Below are 13,974 nucleotides of genomic sequence, written 5' to 3'. Positions count from 1 at the left end.
AATTACTGCAGTTACCTTTTCCTTCTAGGACCTACAATTAATTTAATCGCCGTTCTTTCTTGATCATTAATAGTAACCTCTTGAAATGCTGGAACAAAAGCCAAATCAATACCACTTGGAGCAACAAATCCTCTTGCGATTGCAATTGCTTTTATCGCTTGATTTATAGAACCTGCCCCAATCGCTTGAATTTCCACATTGCCACTTGTTCTTAGTACACCAGCTATTGCACCTGCTACTGAATTTGGTTTTGATTTTGAAGATACTTTTAATATATTTTCCATGTAAGTTGCTCCCTCTATTATTTAATCGCTCTTTTGTTACGGTTTAAAATATTTCAACGTATCTTTTACTACTTATTCACACCAAAAGCAAATAATGCTACATATGTACATTCATTCGATACTTTTCGTCTTCTTCCTGCTCCACTACGTAAATAAAGTCCAAGGACTATAAACCCTAATATACAAACATTTAAAACACAGGGATTCACTTAAACGATTACATCATTGAAACTGAGGATACTGGTTTTGTTTTTGCAGGTTTAATTACAATTTAAATAGCACTCCTGCTACATTTCAAGAATTCCCCCACCAAATAATTAACCTTTGTGTCTTCAAAAACTGTTACAGCTATTATTCTATTACTATATTTCTTCATTTAAGTACTTTATATCCCAAATCTATCACCCTATATATAAGACAAGCATAAACTATTATAAGTATAAATTTTATTAATAATAGGAGGTAATATATTGGGTTCATACTATCATTCTTCAAACTCAAATAAACAATGTTCATGCAAATCTTCTTCCAGTTCATATAAAAAATGTTCATGCGACCATTCACATAAAAAAAGCTGTCCAGCATACGGCACTTTTTGGCAAACTGAGTTTATAACTGTTCCTTTTGGAGATCCTTTTCCATTTAATCACGTTGGCCCTATAGCAGGAGGAGTTTCCTTACTAAATCCTACTACTATACAATTTAGTCAAGCTGGTGATTATAGAGTTTCTTTCATTTCAACGATTAACACTACTTCAAATCCTGTATTTCCACATATTCCAGTCATGACTATATTTTTAAATAATAATCCACTCGCTAATAGTCAAGGTGATTTCGCTTTCCAAATGAATACTTCATCAAATAACGAATGTCTTCAACTAGCAGGCGAAACGATTGTTACAGTGACAGCTAATTCCACTCTTCAACTGAAAAATAATAGTGGTTTTAATCGTCAAAGTATTGCAACTTGTGATAATGGTATTAATTCAGTTGAATTAACAGTTATAAAACTAAGTTAATAATCCTCTTCACATTCAGATGCTATTTCAGCATCTTTTTTTATTGAATAATGCTCTTTTGATTCCTATAATCAAACATAAATTCCATTGTACGTTTCTGTTAATCTAATAAACATGAAAAAAGTACCGAACTCTTCTACTACAAAAGTTCGGTACTTTTTATATTAAAAACCCCTCATTCTTTCTTACTTCTCCACATAAACCGACTTAACAATTGTACGATTATACGGTTGTCCTTCTTTATTCGTCCCTTTTATATCCATCGTAACGTTATATACTCCTGGTTGCTTTATGTCCTTCAAAGCACCAGTAAACGTATTGTTATTACCCTTTTGTAATTCATTGTATTCAGAGACTAGTTTCCCTTCTTTATTAACTACTCTTACTGTTATAGAAAGATCCCCTTTCATTTCAGGTGCCACAGGTGATTTTTTCAGTTTATACTCAGATTTATTCACTTTAACTTTTGTAGGCATTTGGAGAACAAATGGTGCACCACTATTGTAATCGCTTACAACTAAATATGCATCTTTCGACTGCTTCGCCATCATTTTAACTTTCCATTCTCCTACATCCATTTTATCAAATTTAAATGTTCTAATTGTCGCACCACCAAAGAAAGATTCACCTTCACCAGTAGTAATAACGCTATCCTTATTTGTATACATTTTTCCTTTTGGAGACATCATTTGTACTTCTACATCTGAAGACGCTGTTAAGATAGAAACGATTCCTTCAGCTTTTTTATCAACCGTAACAGTTTGCTCTATCCACTGATTTTGTGGCAATTCTCCTCCTAAAATGTTTTGATTTGAAGTTGTATTTAATTGTTCTATATTTTCATTTGAACTAGTGCTGGATGCTACTAACGCTGGTTCAGCTACATTTGATGTACGTAAATATGGTTCAATTCGAGAGAAAACAGCAGATCCTTTTCGTATATTATCATGATCAAATCTGGAATCTGTAAATAAATGCGTTCCATATGGCAGCTTAGCACTCCACTCATTTACTAGTCCATCATTTGAACCGTATGATGACAAATAGAACCCGCCCATAGATAGCGCAGAAAAGACTGGTCCCCAGCTAGTCCCAGTAGCCGTATAGTAACGGTTTAATTTAGCTGCTGGATTATTATCAATCGTTGAACGAAATTTTGCCATTTCGCCCATTTGTAATGAGTACGTACCATCATCTTTTTGACCTAATATAGAAGCCAACCATCCTGCCCACCAACTATATGATAAATCCGCTAAATTTGAACCATGATGTGGCGTCGCAAGCGTAATAACATTTCCGACAAATCGATTTGCACCATATCCTACTAATGCAGCTTGTGTATCGATACCGCCCTTACTATGTGCAACAATATTAACTTTTTTACCGAAATGATTATATATTTCTTCTAATTTTTGTGCTAACAATTTTCCGTTATCCCACTGACTAGCTGACCCTTTCCCAGCAGCATCATATAATTGTATAAATACTGTTTGATAACCTGCTTTTAAAGCATAGTCATACATATCATTTATATCGTGATACACTGTCTTTCCATACCAACTATCAGCATTCCCATTCCTTCCTTGTACAAAAAGAATCGGAGGCTTATTCTCATCGTAATTAGCAGGTTTTTGACCTAAAAACCATTCTCCAGGTGTAAATACTTCTTTATCTGGAAATCCCGTTTTAATTTCTTTTACTTCCTCCGCCTCTACCTTCGTACTAACAGCCATCGGAGTCATAATAAAAAATGCGAGAAGTAATAACATACACCTTTTCAAAATCCTCATTAACATTCCCCCTTTTTTGAAAGGAAGCACTATTTTTACTCTAGTTATTTTTGCAGGTGAAATAAATAGTAACTGTCCTTTCTTATGAAACGTTATTCTCTCAACATGTATTCATTCCTTTTCCTATTCAGCTCATTAAAAATTTCTCAACATATTTCTAGCTAAAAAAGCTGCGTATAAAAGGTCTATTTCATAACCTTTTATACGCAGCTTCTTTCTTATAAATCAATGATATACTCATCATCATATTTATCGTATTGGAGCCCTGATCCTATTTTTGATTCCGTAACTTGATCTCTTAAAAACGGTGCAGCTTCCATTTTGCTAGTTGCAATTTCAATTCCATATTTTTTCGTTAAATGGGCTAATTCTATTAAAAACCACTCTCTTCGCAATGTAACTGGAATATCAAATGTTCTTCTTTTCATATATAATAGCACCTCTTTAATTTCATAACTTAATGAACATCATTACATGCACGTGTGAAAACTACCTTTCATCACTAACATCCAATGAAACATTATAGTATATGCATGTCCATTTTAAACGTGCTATTGCAAAACAATATTTTAGTTTACATAATCATATTATGTAAGAGTAGAAGAGAAAGGTATATCTCTTCCCTTCTACTCTAGAAATTTAAATTAAGAACATCTTGGTACACCTAAAGCTAAGAATAAACCTGCTACTCCCGCAGTAATCGGTACTTTTAACGTAATAACATCGTCTACTTTCGTTACTAAAAAGAAAGCATTACCTTCTTGTAATATACAAGTTACCAATAATTGAAATTCCATTTAAACCCCCTCCTTTCAATCGATATATTATACTTTATGGATTCAATTTAAAAATGTAATAGGAAATATATCTATTTTTCCTTATATATAAAATAAATGTTTATAAGTCTATTAAAAATACTAATTTTCTAAATTTATATAAATCGTGTAATATCCAATAAGTTCCTATATAATCAATAGTGAAAATCTTACAAATGGAGGTATAAAAATGGCGATTTTGAGTAATATTGGTGCAGCTTTATTTTTTATTGCTTTTATTCTTTTAATACTATGTATCATTTCGTTCTTTAAGAAAAACGGAAAAGCAACACAATATGGTCGTCCTGCCGTTATTCTTTTTATGATTTCGATTGTATTAATAATAACTAGTGCTGAGACTTCTAATAACCCAATTGTTGAATTCTTTTCTATTTTAAGTTTTGTTTTATTTGTTTTCTTCCTTGTGTTAGCAATCTTATCCGTAATTAAAAAGACTGGTGTAGCAAAAAAACAATTTATTATCACAGCTATTTTATTTGTCATTTTTGTTGCATTATTAAGTATTTCAAACCCTACTTCTGAAAAAACGACAGCAACTAGTAAAAAAGTTGCTTCTAACAATGCAGAACAAAAAGAGGGCGAGAAGAAAAAAGAACTAGAAAAGAAAGAAGCGGACGAAAAAACTCAAAAGCAAGAAGATGAAAAGCGTCAAGCCGATGAACAAGCTCGTAAGCAAGAGGATGAAAAACGCCAAGCCGAAGAGCAAGTTCGTAAGCAAGAGGATGAAAAACGTCTAGCCGATGAACAAGCTCGTAAGCAACAAGAAGAGCAAAAACGTCTAGCTGATGAACAAGTTCGTAAACAACAAGAAGAGCAAAAACGCCAGGCTGATGAACAAACTCGTAAGCAACAAGAAGAGCAAAAACGTCTGGCTGATGAGCAAGCTCGTAAACAACAAGAAGAGCAAAAACGCCAAGCTGATGAACAAGCTCGTAAACAACAAGAGGAACAGAAAAAAGCACAGCAAGCTCAAACACAACCTGCTTCAGGTAGCAATAGTAATGTAACCTACGCAAATTGTGCCGCAGTTAGAAGTGCTGGGAAAGCTCCTTTATATAGAGATCAACCAGGTTATAGCTCTAAACTTGATCGTGATGGTGATGGAGTTGCATGTGAAAAATAGTAGTAAAAAAGAAGCTTCTAGTAAGCTTCTTTTTTTATTATCAGAAACTATTGCGACGAATTGTCCTTCTCTTCCTTTTATAAAACTCATTTTATTATTCTCAAAACTGACACATTATAAGTGATTTCAATCACCACATTGTTTTTCATTTATCGCTATTCTTAATTTAGATATTACATTTAAATTTTATGGAGGCATTCATATGAAACATACATTTACTGAAACTTCAATTGTTGGCGAGATTGTTACACAATTTCCGAAAGCTAGTGATCTTTTTAAATCGTATAGAATAGATTTTTGTTGCGGTGGTAATAAACCACTTATTGATGCAATTCATGAAAGAAATTTATCACCTTCTGAAGTAATTACAGAGTTAAATACACTTTATCATATTACGAAACAATTAAATGAATCTGAAATTGATTGGAAAAATGCTTCTTATCGCGAATTGATTGATTATGTAATTAATAAGCATCATCGTTATTTAAATGAAGAGTTACCACAGTTAAGCCCTTATGTTACGAAAGTATTACGCGTTCATGGAGCAAATCAGCCTCATTTAGCACAAATTCATAAGCTGTTTCATGAACTTAAAATGGAATTAGAACGGCATTTAATTAAAGAAGAAACGGAAGATTTTCCATTAATTTTAGAATTTGAACAAAATCCAACTGATGAAAACTATGCAAAGTTACGTAAAGTAGTAGATGAACTAGAAAATGAACACAATCATGCCGGAAATATTATAAAAGAACTTCGTAAAGTGACAAATGACTTTACTCCTCCAGAAGGAGCTTGCGGCACTTATCGACTTGTTTACCAGCGTCTTGAAGCGCTAGAGTCTGATTTATTTGAGCATATTCATTTAGAAAATAATATTTTATTTCCACGTGCAATTACAAGAGCATAAATAAAAGCAGGACATGAGTATTTCTACTCATGTCCTGCTTTTTCATTACGTGAATAACATCCACACTTCTCCCCTTCACATTAACCCGCATTTTAATAATTTGTGAATCATTATAAAAATGTGATAAATATCACATCTCTCCCTTTTTTGATTTTCTATAATAAAAATATAATCCTTTGTTCAATATTTCACATAAAAAGGGGAAACCAAAATGAAAAAACGTTTAGTGATGATCGGAAATGGTATGGCTGGCATACGCTGTATGGAAGAAATATTAAAACATGATAGTGATTCATATGAGATTACTATTTTTGGAGATGAACCGCATCCAAACTACAACCGTATTATGCTCTCTCATGTTTTACAAGGCAAAACAAATATGCAAGATATCATTATGAATGAATATAGTTGGTACGATGAAAACGAAATAACTTTGTATACAAACGAAAGAGTTCAAAGTATTAATCGAGAAGAAAAAATTATTACTACAGAAAAAAATCGTACTCTTACATATGACAAGCTCATTATAGCAACAGGTTCTAGTGCTTTTATTTTACCTGTTGATGGTTCCACACTTCCTGGTGTAACAGGATTTCGAACTATTGAAGATACACAATTTATGATAGATACCGCTAAAGAAAAGAAAAAGGCCGTTGTCATTGGTGGCGGGTTACTCGGTTTAGAAGCCGCAAGAGGTCTTATCAACTTAGGAATGGACGTACATGTTGTTCATTTAATGCCTAGCTTAATGGAGCAACAACTAGATACGAAAGCAGCTTCTCTTCTGCGTGAAGATTTAGAAGCACAAGGCATGAAGTTTTTAATGGAAAAGAAAACTGTAAAAATTCTTGGTACAGACTATGTTGAGGGCATTCAATTTGAAGATGGTGAAGTTGTAGATTGTGATTTAATCATAATGGCTGTCGGAATACGACCAAATACGAAAATAGCAAGAGATGCTGGTCTCATTGTCAATCGAGGCATTGTAGTTAATGACTATATGCTTACAAATGATGAATCCATTTATGCAGTTGGCGAATGTGCAGAACATGATGGTATCGCTTATGGACTTGTTGCTCCTCTTTATGAACAAGGTGCAATATTAGCAAAACATATAACGAATTTACAAACTGATGGATATGCGGGCAGTATCGTCGGTACGCAATTAAAAGTTGCTGGTTGTGATTTATTCTCTGCTGGCCAAATTTATGAAGATGATCAGACGAAAGCAATTTCAATATTTGATGAATGTAAACGTTCCTATAAAAAAGTATTAATTCGTGATAATAAAGTCGTCGGTATCGTTTTATATGGTGACACAGCTGATGGCACACGCCTCTTTAGCATGTTAAAGAAAGAAGAAGATATACAAGAATATACAGCCGCTTCCCTTCTTCACAAAGCTGGTGAAGAAAGTGAACTTGACGTTGCTACAATGAGTGCAGATGACACGATTTGTGGATGTAATGGTGTTACGAAAGGTACAATCGTTCATGCCATTTTAGAGCAAGAGTTAACTACTTTTGAAGAAGTAAAAGGATGCACGAAAGCCGCAGGGTCTTGTGGTAAATGTCGTCCGCTTGTGGAACAAGTTTTATCTCATACACTCGGAGATGCTTTTGATGCTTCTGCGCAGTCTGCTGGTATGTGCGGATGTACAACTTTATCACGTGATGAAGTCGTAGCCGCCATTCACGAGAAAGGCTTAAAATCACCAAAAGAAGTACGAAATGTTCTTGGTTTTGTACATGAAGATGGCTGTTCGAAATGTCGTCCTGCTTTAAATTACTATTTACGTATGGCAATTCCAGAAGAATATGCAGACGATAAATCATCTCGTTTCGTTAATGAAAGAATGAACGGTAACATTCAGCACGATGGTACATTCTCTGTTATTCCACGTATGTACGGAGGCATTACAACCGCAGACGATTTAATGAAAATTGCTGAAGTTGCGAAAAAGTATGATGTTCCTCTTGTGAAAATTACAGGTGCGAGTCGAATCGGCTTATATGGTGTGAAAAAACAAGATTTACCTAACGTATGGGCTGACTTACATATGACTTCGGGATATGCGTATTCAAAATCGCTTCGTAATGTAAAATCATGTGTCGGTTCTCGCTTCTGCCGTTTCGGCACGAAAGATTCATTAGGACTTGGTATGTTACTTGAACAATCATTAGAAATGGTAGATACACCACATAAAATGAAGATGGGAGTAACGGGTTGTCCGCGTAACTGTGCGGAAGTACTGACGAAAGATTTTGGCGTTGTATGTGTCGAAAATGGATACCAACTTTATATTGGCGGAAATGGTGGTACAGAAGTACGCGAAGCTGATTTTGTAATGATCGTTCCTACTGAAGATGATGTCCTTCGCATCGCTACAGCTTACATGCAATATTATCGTGAGACTGGTATATACGGAGAGCGTACTGCCTACTGGACAGAACGTTTAGGCTTCGATCACATAAAAGAAATACTACAAGATGCAAGTATGGTTACTACGCTAAATGAACGCTTCCAAACAGCTCGTAGCACATATACGGAAGCGTGGGGACAAGCACTAGAAACGAAGTCATTAAAAGCGATGTATGAAGTAGAAACTGTGAAATAAGGAGCTGTGATTTAAATGATACAAACGAAAGAAAAAATAAAAGTTATGCGTGCGGAAGACCTTCCTATACAAATCGGTAAAGAGGTGCAAATGAAAGGTATATCTATCGCCCTATTCCGTCTTTCAAATGGAGATATTCGAGCTGTAGAAAATCGTTGTCCTCATAAAAACGGACCGTTAGCAGAAGGAATTGTATCTGGAGAATTCATCTTTTGTCCACTGCATGATTGGAAAATCTCATTAATAACAGGTGAAGTTCAAAAACCTGATGACGGCTGTATCCAAACATACGAAGTAGAAGTTATTGATGGTGACATTTATATATACATGTAATTTACGAAAGGAAGCCTCCTCAGGCTTCCTTATAAATAAAAATAGAAGAGGTGCGATGATGAACGGATATGTATATTTAGTTGGTGCAGGACCGGGTGATGAAGGGCTTATTACAAAGAAAGCGATAGATTGTTTAAAGCGTGCAGATATCGTTTTATATGACCGTTTATTAAACCCTTTCTTTCTTAGTTATACGAAAGAAACATGTGAACTTATTTATTGCGGCAAAATGCCAAAGAATCATACTATGCGACAAGAAATGATTAACGCCCACCTCCTTCAATTCGCACAAGAAGGAAAAATCGTTGTCCGATTAAAGGGCGGAGATCCATCTATTTTTGGCCGCGTTGGTGAAGAAGCAGAAACTTTAGCAGCAGCGAACGTTCCATATGAAATCGTACCAGGTATTACATCTAGCATCGCCGCTAGTAGCTATGCAGGTATCCCCCTCACCCACCGTAACTACAGTAATAGCGTCACTTTATTAACTGGGCATGCAAAAGGCCCTTTAACCGATCATGGAAAATATAATTCATCCCACAATAGCGACACAATTGCCTACTACATGGGTATAAAAAACTTACCTACAATTTGTGAAAACTTACTACAAGCAGGAAAGAAAACAGATACGCCGGTAGCCGTCATTGAATGGGGTACAACTGGTAAACAGCGCGTCGTCACAGGAACTCTTTCAAGCATTGTTTCTATCGTCAAAAACGAAAATATTTCTAATCCATCAATGACAATTGTTGGTGATGTCGTTTCCTTACGTAATCAAATCGCTTGGAAAGAACGTAAACCATTACATGGCAAGAAGGTTTTAGTTGCATCTGCAACAAATAAAAAAAGCGCAATCAAGCAAACGTTACAAGAGTCCAGTGCAGAAATATATCAAATTCCAACTTTCAAAAAGAAAGAATACACATTAACACCTAAACAAATCAATGAAATTTTTAACGTTGATCGTCTTGTTTTTTGTTCAGCTGAAAGTGTAGAAATATTGATACGATCATGTAGTAAACATCAGAAAGATATTCGTTCCTTACAAGCGAAACTGCAGTATATGAACGTTGCCACTCAAGAAAAACTTATGCAATATGGGCTACTAAGTAAACAAGCAGAATTTTCTTCCGATACTACTGTTTATTTAGGTAGAAATATTAACCGAATTGCTTTTATTCAAGAAAAAATTGGTGCGGGTTCTTATATGATGACTCATGAATATACAATTGACCATCGCTTCGATGAAATTCACTCTCGTATGCTTTCTGAATTCTCATGGGATAGCATTGTATTTGAAGGACGTGCTTCTATTGATACGTTTCTATCAGAAATAAAACGTCTTGGCTTTATCGATATTCTTACTCTCCCATTCTCCTACACTGATATTCCAACTTTACACTATGCAAATAAAGTCGGATTTCATAATATAGATCAGCAATTACAAGACCTTATTATGAAGAAAGATTTGGTGGTACGATGAAAGGAATTGTATATGTTGGACATGGAAGTCGCTTGCAAGAAGGGAACGAACAATTTACTCACTTTATTCAATCTGTTATGAAAGAACGTAACGAAAGAATTCAAAAAATAGCTTTTCTAGAGCTAACAACACCTACCATTTCTGATGCAGTTACAGAAACGATACTAGAGGGCGCAACTGAAATAATAATTGTACCTGTTTTATTATTTGCAGCAGCTCACTATAAACGTGATATTCCTTTTGAGATAGAGAAAATGCAAAAGCAATATCCACATATCTCATTTTCAGTTGTACCACCCTTTAGTACGCATCCACATATGGTGGAACTTGTAGTAAAAAGAATACGTGAAACTATGCCAATGCAAGATAGTAGTATTTTACTCGTAGGGAGAGGTAGCAGTGATCCACAGCCGATACATGAGTTACAACAAATCGGAGCAGCTGTCGAACAAAAACTCGGTATGCGAGTATGTTGTTCCTTTTTAACGAAAGGAGCGCCCTCTTTTACTGCTGAGCTCAAGGCTATAACATCGACTGCCTCCCATGTTTATGTCATGCCGTACCTTCTCTTTACCGGATTGTTGCTTCAAAAAATTAAGTTGCATACAAAAAAATATGATCACGTTACGACTTGTAATTGCCTGCAGTTTGATACATATATGAAATTAACATTATTAGAACGAATGGAGGAATGTGTGTATGTATAACATGTACCCTCTTATGTTTAATCTGCAAAATAAAGTGGTCGTTATTATTGGTGGAGGTAAAATCGCATATCGAAAAGCGTCTGGATTAAAAGATACAGGCGCTTTCGTCACCGTTGTCAGCCCAGAAATTTGCAAGGAAATGAAAGAACTTCCTTATATTACTTGGAAGCAAAAAACTTTTACTAATGATGATATTAAAGATGCTCATCTTATTTATGCAGCTACAAATCAACATGCTATAAATATGATGGTCAAACAGGCCGCCCATGATTTCCAGTGGGTTAACGTTGTAAGTGATGGTGCAGAATCATCGTTTCACACACCTGGTGTCATCCGACATGATGAATATGTTGTCACTATTTCAACTTCTGGTAAAGATCCATCGTTTACGAAACGTTTGAAGCAGGAACTAACATCTATATTTCCTAAACTTATAAAAAAGCTTTCTCGTACTCACAAATAATAATCTATTTCTTAGCTAAAATAGTAATTACCTTTGGACAAACGTTTTTTAGAAGCGCTTGTTTTTTTTGTTTTGATTTCATTTTAGCATCGCACAAGTAAGTGAAATTTATGACAAATACCATATTACGAGCAACTGGGGCAATTCAGTTCTTATATTGGGTATTCATCCAACCAAATTAGCGCTTGTTCATAATCATCAAAAAATTTCACAGATTCTTTCGTATTGGATTGTTGCAAATAATGCAGTATCTCCCCTTCTTCAAGAAGAAATGCAATTGCCTTACTATGATTCAAAATGGTTTCATTGAAGAACTTATCTTTCCATACTTTTTGAACAGAAAAATGATTCGGTTTGTATCTTTTTCTATCTACCAATAATTTGTATTTCCGACCCTCAGAAATAAATTGCTGACAAACCTGCTCAAAGCCATTAAACCATTCATACACATCCTCTGTATTAATCTGGCCAATTAGATGGGTAACAATCAAATCTCCTGAAACTGTCGTTCTAATATTCCGTTTATTCAACTTAGAATCATCCCCCTTAGCGTAAAAATCTCATAACACTCTTACTTGATACTCCCATCCCTACAAAAGCAAGCTGACCAAAGGAAGCCTCTTTCTAGTACGCTAAACGTGTAAGAAGCGGAATGCCTTTATCTACTCGTTTCTTTAAAGTTCCTGATTGTAGAATTAGGTTTAAGGTCATACATTTATCCCTTAATTTCTTTATCCGTAGGCAAAACAATTGCAGCAATTATATAAAGTAACACTGTAAATCCACTAGTAAAAAAAGCTGATAATGCAGTTACTATGCGAAGAATACTTACATCAATTCCATACTTGTCGCTTAAGCCACCTAACACACCTGATACTTGTTTATCTTGAGTGGACTTATATAATTTTTTCATCTAAACACCCCGATTCAATTAAATATTTGCATTAAAAAATGAGTTCGATCTTCGAAAGAAATTTAAGATTCCTTTAACTAACCTGCCCTTTAATTGAATAACATCTAACATTCATATTTTAACATAAAATTCCATAAAACTTATATTTTTCATTTTAAAACCACATTATTTCAGGAAACAAGCTTTTGTTAAGTTAGCAAAAAACATAGCGAAGCCTATTACTAAAAGAACCGTCCCAAAATACTTTGGAACGGTTCTTTTTCCTTATTAATGATTTTTTAACATCACTAACAGTTTCTCTTGGCTATACATCCACACTGTAATGATTAAACAAGCAAGTGCGACTTCTGATAATGCCATAAATCCAATTGCATAATGACCTGTTAATTGGAATAGTAATGTTAAAATTAGCGGCGGGAAGAATCCTCCTAGTCCGCCTAAAGCTGAAACAAGCCCATTTACAATACCAGCTTGTTCTGAGAAGTACATTGGAACGAGTTTGAAGATTGTACCATTTCCGATACCAGCACAAAATGCGACTAGTAGGCAACCAAATGTATACACGTTCATGCTTGGCATAAATGATAGGATAATACCTGAAAGTGTTAAACCGATAAATACGAAGATTAATATTTTAAATGGATTAAATTTATCACCGAGCCAGCCACCAATCGGACGCATAATTGTTGCTAATACGATGAATCCGGCTGTCCGCATACCTGCATCTACTTTCTCTAATCCGAAGTGAGATACTAAAAAGTTTGGTAAGTATACTGTAAATGCGACAAATGATCCGAATGTTAAAAAGTAAAAGATACATAGAAACCAAAGTTTTTCATTTTTATATACACCTTTTATCTGTTCCATTAATGGTGTATTCACCTTTTTCTCTTTACGATCACCTAATAAAAAGTTCATAAGTGCAAACGCTGCAAGTAAAACTAAATAACATTGTACTGTCGTTCTCCAGCCAACCGAGGTTGCGATAACTGGTGCTAGAAACGAAGTAATTGCTGTTCCAGCGTTACCGACACCGTAAATACCATTTACAAAACCGTGACTCTCTTTTGGAAAGTATTTCGGTAAAGAAGTTACTCCTACAGAGAATACAGCACCACCGATCCCTACAAATAATCCACCAATAATTAAATCCATCATAGAATTGGCAACACTAATATAAAAGACAGGAAATAATAATAGAATAAAACTAATAAAGAATAATTTTCTTGCTCCGAAACGATTTGTCCAATAACCAATTGGAATGCGAAGAACAGAACCTAAAATAACCGGTACTGCTGTTACCATAGAAATTTGTCCCGCATTTAATGGGATATCCACTTTAATATAGGGCATTAATGATGATAAAATAACCCATACCATAAAACCGATAACTAGATTGGAAGTTTGTAGACTTAATTGAAAATTAGGACTTTTCATCCTGTTCCCTCCTATGTATGCATAGTTATATTCATTCCCTCCAGCCTAATCACGTCCTT

15 protein-coding genes are annotated in these 13,974 nt (G+C 34.8%); 8 read left to right on the top strand and 7 right to left on the bottom strand.

Translation table 11 applies throughout. The features are described from left to right. Positions 1-11: 11 nt before the first annotated feature. Positions 12-284, bottom strand: coding sequence for a stage V sporulation protein SpoVS (gene spoVS, locus DN394_RS15685; RefSeq protein ID WP_000427790.1), 273 nt, complete (start codon positions 282-284; stop codon positions 12-14). A 470-nt stretch (positions 285-754) separates the two neighbouring features. Between spoVS and DN394_RS15680 the strand changes: the two genes are divergently transcribed. Further along, the gene (locus tag DN394_RS15680; protein ID WP_097918182.1) at positions 755-1,303 is read left to right on the top strand and encodes a preprotein translocase; all 549 of its coding nucleotides are present in this window, start codon (positions 755-757) and stop codon (positions 1,301-1,303) included. A 185-nt stretch (positions 1,304-1,488) separates the two neighbouring features. Here DN394_RS15680 and DN394_RS15675 read toward each other — a convergent pair whose 3' ends face one another. From DN394_RS15675 to exsG, 3 genes are all read right to left on the bottom strand, one after another. Continuing rightward, complete coding sequence (locus tag DN394_RS15675; protein WP_370458313.1) at positions 1,489-3,072, bottom strand: esterase/lipase family protein; 1,584 nt, start codon at positions 3,070-3,072, stop codon at positions 1,489-1,491. A gap of 239 nt (positions 3,073-3,311) precedes the next feature. Then, positions 3,312-3,521: a hypothetical protein gene (locus DN394_RS15670; protein ID WP_046959276.1), complete on the bottom strand. Its 210-nt coding sequence runs from the start codon at positions 3,519-3,521 to the stop codon at positions 3,312-3,314. 216 nt (positions 3,522-3,737) lie between these two features. Further along, positions 3,738-3,890, bottom strand: a complete 153-nt coding sequence (gene exsG / locus DN394_RS15665) for an exosporium protein ExsG (protein WP_000395678.1) — start codon at positions 3,888-3,890, stop codon at positions 3,738-3,740. Between the two features lie 208 nt (positions 3,891-4,098). Between exsG and DN394_RS15660 the strand changes: the two genes are divergently transcribed. From DN394_RS15660 to DN394_RS15630, 7 genes are all read left to right on the top strand, one after another. After that, positions 4,099-5,052 carry an excalibur calcium-binding domain-containing protein gene (locus DN394_RS15660; RefSeq protein ID WP_098092147.1) on the top strand — a complete coding sequence of 318 codons (954 nt, stop codon included), beginning with the start codon at positions 4,099-4,101 and terminating at the stop codon, positions 5,050-5,052. A gap of 202 nt (positions 5,053-5,254) precedes the next feature. Further along, positions 5,255-5,962 (top strand): iron-sulfur cluster repair di-iron protein, encoded by a 708-nt coding sequence (gene ric / locus DN394_RS15655; RefSeq protein WP_098092146.1) that lies wholly within the window; start codon positions 5,255-5,257, stop codon positions 5,960-5,962. 211 nt (positions 5,963-6,173) lie between these two features. Continuing rightward, positions 6,174-8,579: an NADPH-nitrite reductase large subunit gene (gene nirB / locus DN394_RS15650; RefSeq protein WP_098092145.1), complete on the top strand. Its 2,406-nt coding sequence runs from the start codon at positions 6,174-6,176 to the stop codon at positions 8,577-8,579. Positions 8,580-8,594: 15 nt separating this feature from the next. Beyond that, on the top strand, positions 8,595-8,912 hold the full coding sequence (gene nirD / locus DN394_RS15645; RefSeq protein ID WP_141498596.1) for a nitrite reductase small subunit NirD: 318 nt from the start codon (positions 8,595-8,597) through the stop codon (positions 8,910-8,912). 58 nt (positions 8,913-8,970) lie between these two features. Further along, the gene (locus DN394_RS15640; RefSeq protein ID WP_098092155.1) at positions 8,971-10,395 is read left to right on the top strand and encodes a uroporphyrin-III C-methyltransferase; all 1,425 of its coding nucleotides are present in this window, start codon (positions 8,971-8,973) and stop codon (positions 10,393-10,395) included. After that, the gene (locus DN394_RS15635) at positions 10,392-11,102 is read left to right on the top strand and encodes a sirohydrochlorin chelatase (protein ID WP_097918188.1); all 711 of its coding nucleotides are present in this window, start codon (positions 10,392-10,394) and stop codon (positions 11,100-11,102) included. The genes DN394_RS15640 and DN394_RS15635 overlap by 4 nt, the downstream gene beginning before the upstream one ends. Beyond that, a complete protein-coding gene (locus DN394_RS15630) occupies positions 11,095-11,565 on the top strand; it encodes a precorrin-2 dehydrogenase (protein WP_097918189.1) in 471 nt (156 codons plus the stop codon). The genes DN394_RS15635 and DN394_RS15630 overlap by 8 nt, the downstream gene beginning before the upstream one ends. Positions 11,566-11,717: 152 nt before the next feature. On the opposite strand, the gene DN394_RS15625 is transcribed toward DN394_RS15630, so the two are convergent. The 3 genes from DN394_RS15625 to narK all read right to left on the bottom strand — a co-directional run bounded on the left by DN394_RS15625 (position 11,718) and on the right by narK (position 13,915). After that, positions 11,718-12,095 carry an STAS/SEC14 domain-containing protein gene (locus DN394_RS15625; RefSeq protein WP_097918190.1) on the bottom strand — a complete coding sequence of 126 codons (378 nt, stop codon included), beginning with the start codon at positions 12,093-12,095 and terminating at the stop codon, positions 11,718-11,720. Between the two features lie 185 nt (positions 12,096-12,280). Then, positions 12,281-12,478, bottom strand: coding sequence for a PspC domain-containing protein (locus tag DN394_RS15620; RefSeq protein WP_000737854.1), 198 nt, complete (start codon positions 12,476-12,478; stop codon positions 12,281-12,283). 267 nt (positions 12,479-12,745) lie between these two features. Continuing rightward, positions 12,746-13,915, bottom strand: coding sequence for a nitrate transporter NarK (narK, locus tag DN394_RS15615; protein WP_098092144.1), 1,170 nt, complete (start codon positions 13,913-13,915; stop codon positions 12,746-12,748). Positions 13,916-13,974: the final 59 nt, after the last annotated feature.

Source organism: Bacillus sp. BB081 (genome assembly GCF_008368895.1).
Taxonomy (GTDB): Bacteria; Bacillota; Bacilli; order Bacillales; family Bacillaceae_G; genus Bacillus_A; species Bacillus_A wiedmannii.
This window is presented reverse-complemented; position numbering and strand designations above follow the sequence as displayed.

What these genes read in the sequence shown, in the direction of transcription:
- ric (WP_098092146.1), top strand. Translation starts at nt 5,255, where the DNA reads ATGAAACATACATTTACTGAAACTTCAATTGTTGGCGAGATTGTTACA.
- DN394_RS15670 (WP_046959276.1), bottom strand. Translation starts at nt 3,521, where the DNA reads ATGAAAAGAAGAACATTTGATATTCCAGTTACATTGCGAAGAGAGTGG.
- DN394_RS15620 (WP_000737854.1), bottom strand. Translation starts at nt 12,478, where the DNA reads ATGAAAAAATTATATAAGTCCACTCAAGATAAACAAGTATCAGGTGTG.
- DN394_RS15635 (WP_097918188.1), top strand. Translation starts at nt 10,392, where the DNA reads ATGAAAGGAATTGTATATGTTGGACATGGAAGTCGCTTGCAAGAAGGG.
- narK (WP_098092144.1), bottom strand. Translation starts at nt 13,915, where the DNA reads ATGAAAAGTCCTAATTTTCAATTAAGTCTACAAACTTCCAATCTAGTT.
- DN394_RS15675 (WP_370458313.1), bottom strand. Translation starts at nt 3,072, where the DNA reads ATGTTATTACTTCTCGCATTTTTTATTATGACTCCGATGGCTGTTAGT.
- exsG (WP_000395678.1), bottom strand. Translation starts at nt 3,890, where the DNA reads ATGGAATTTCAATTATTGGTAACTTGTATATTACAAGAAGGTAATGCT.
- DN394_RS15630 (WP_097918189.1), top strand. Translation starts at nt 11,095, where the DNA reads ATGTATAACATGTACCCTCTTATGTTTAATCTGCAAAATAAAGTGGTC.
- DN394_RS15660 (WP_098092147.1), top strand. Translation starts at nt 4,099, where the DNA reads ATGGCGATTTTGAGTAATATTGGTGCAGCTTTATTTTTTATTGCTTTT.
- spoVS (WP_000427790.1), bottom strand. Translation starts at nt 284, where the DNA reads ATGGAAAATATATTAAAAGTATCTTCAAAATCAAAACCAAATTCAGTA.
- nirB (WP_098092145.1), top strand. Translation starts at nt 6,174, where the DNA reads ATGAAAAAACGTTTAGTGATGATCGGAAATGGTATGGCTGGCATACGC.
- nirD (WP_141498596.1), top strand. Translation starts at nt 8,595, where the DNA reads ATGATACAAACGAAAGAAAAAATAAAAGTTATGCGTGCGGAAGACCTT.
- DN394_RS15640 (WP_098092155.1), top strand. Translation starts at nt 8,971, where the DNA reads ATGAACGGATATGTATATTTAGTTGGTGCAGGACCGGGTGATGAAGGG.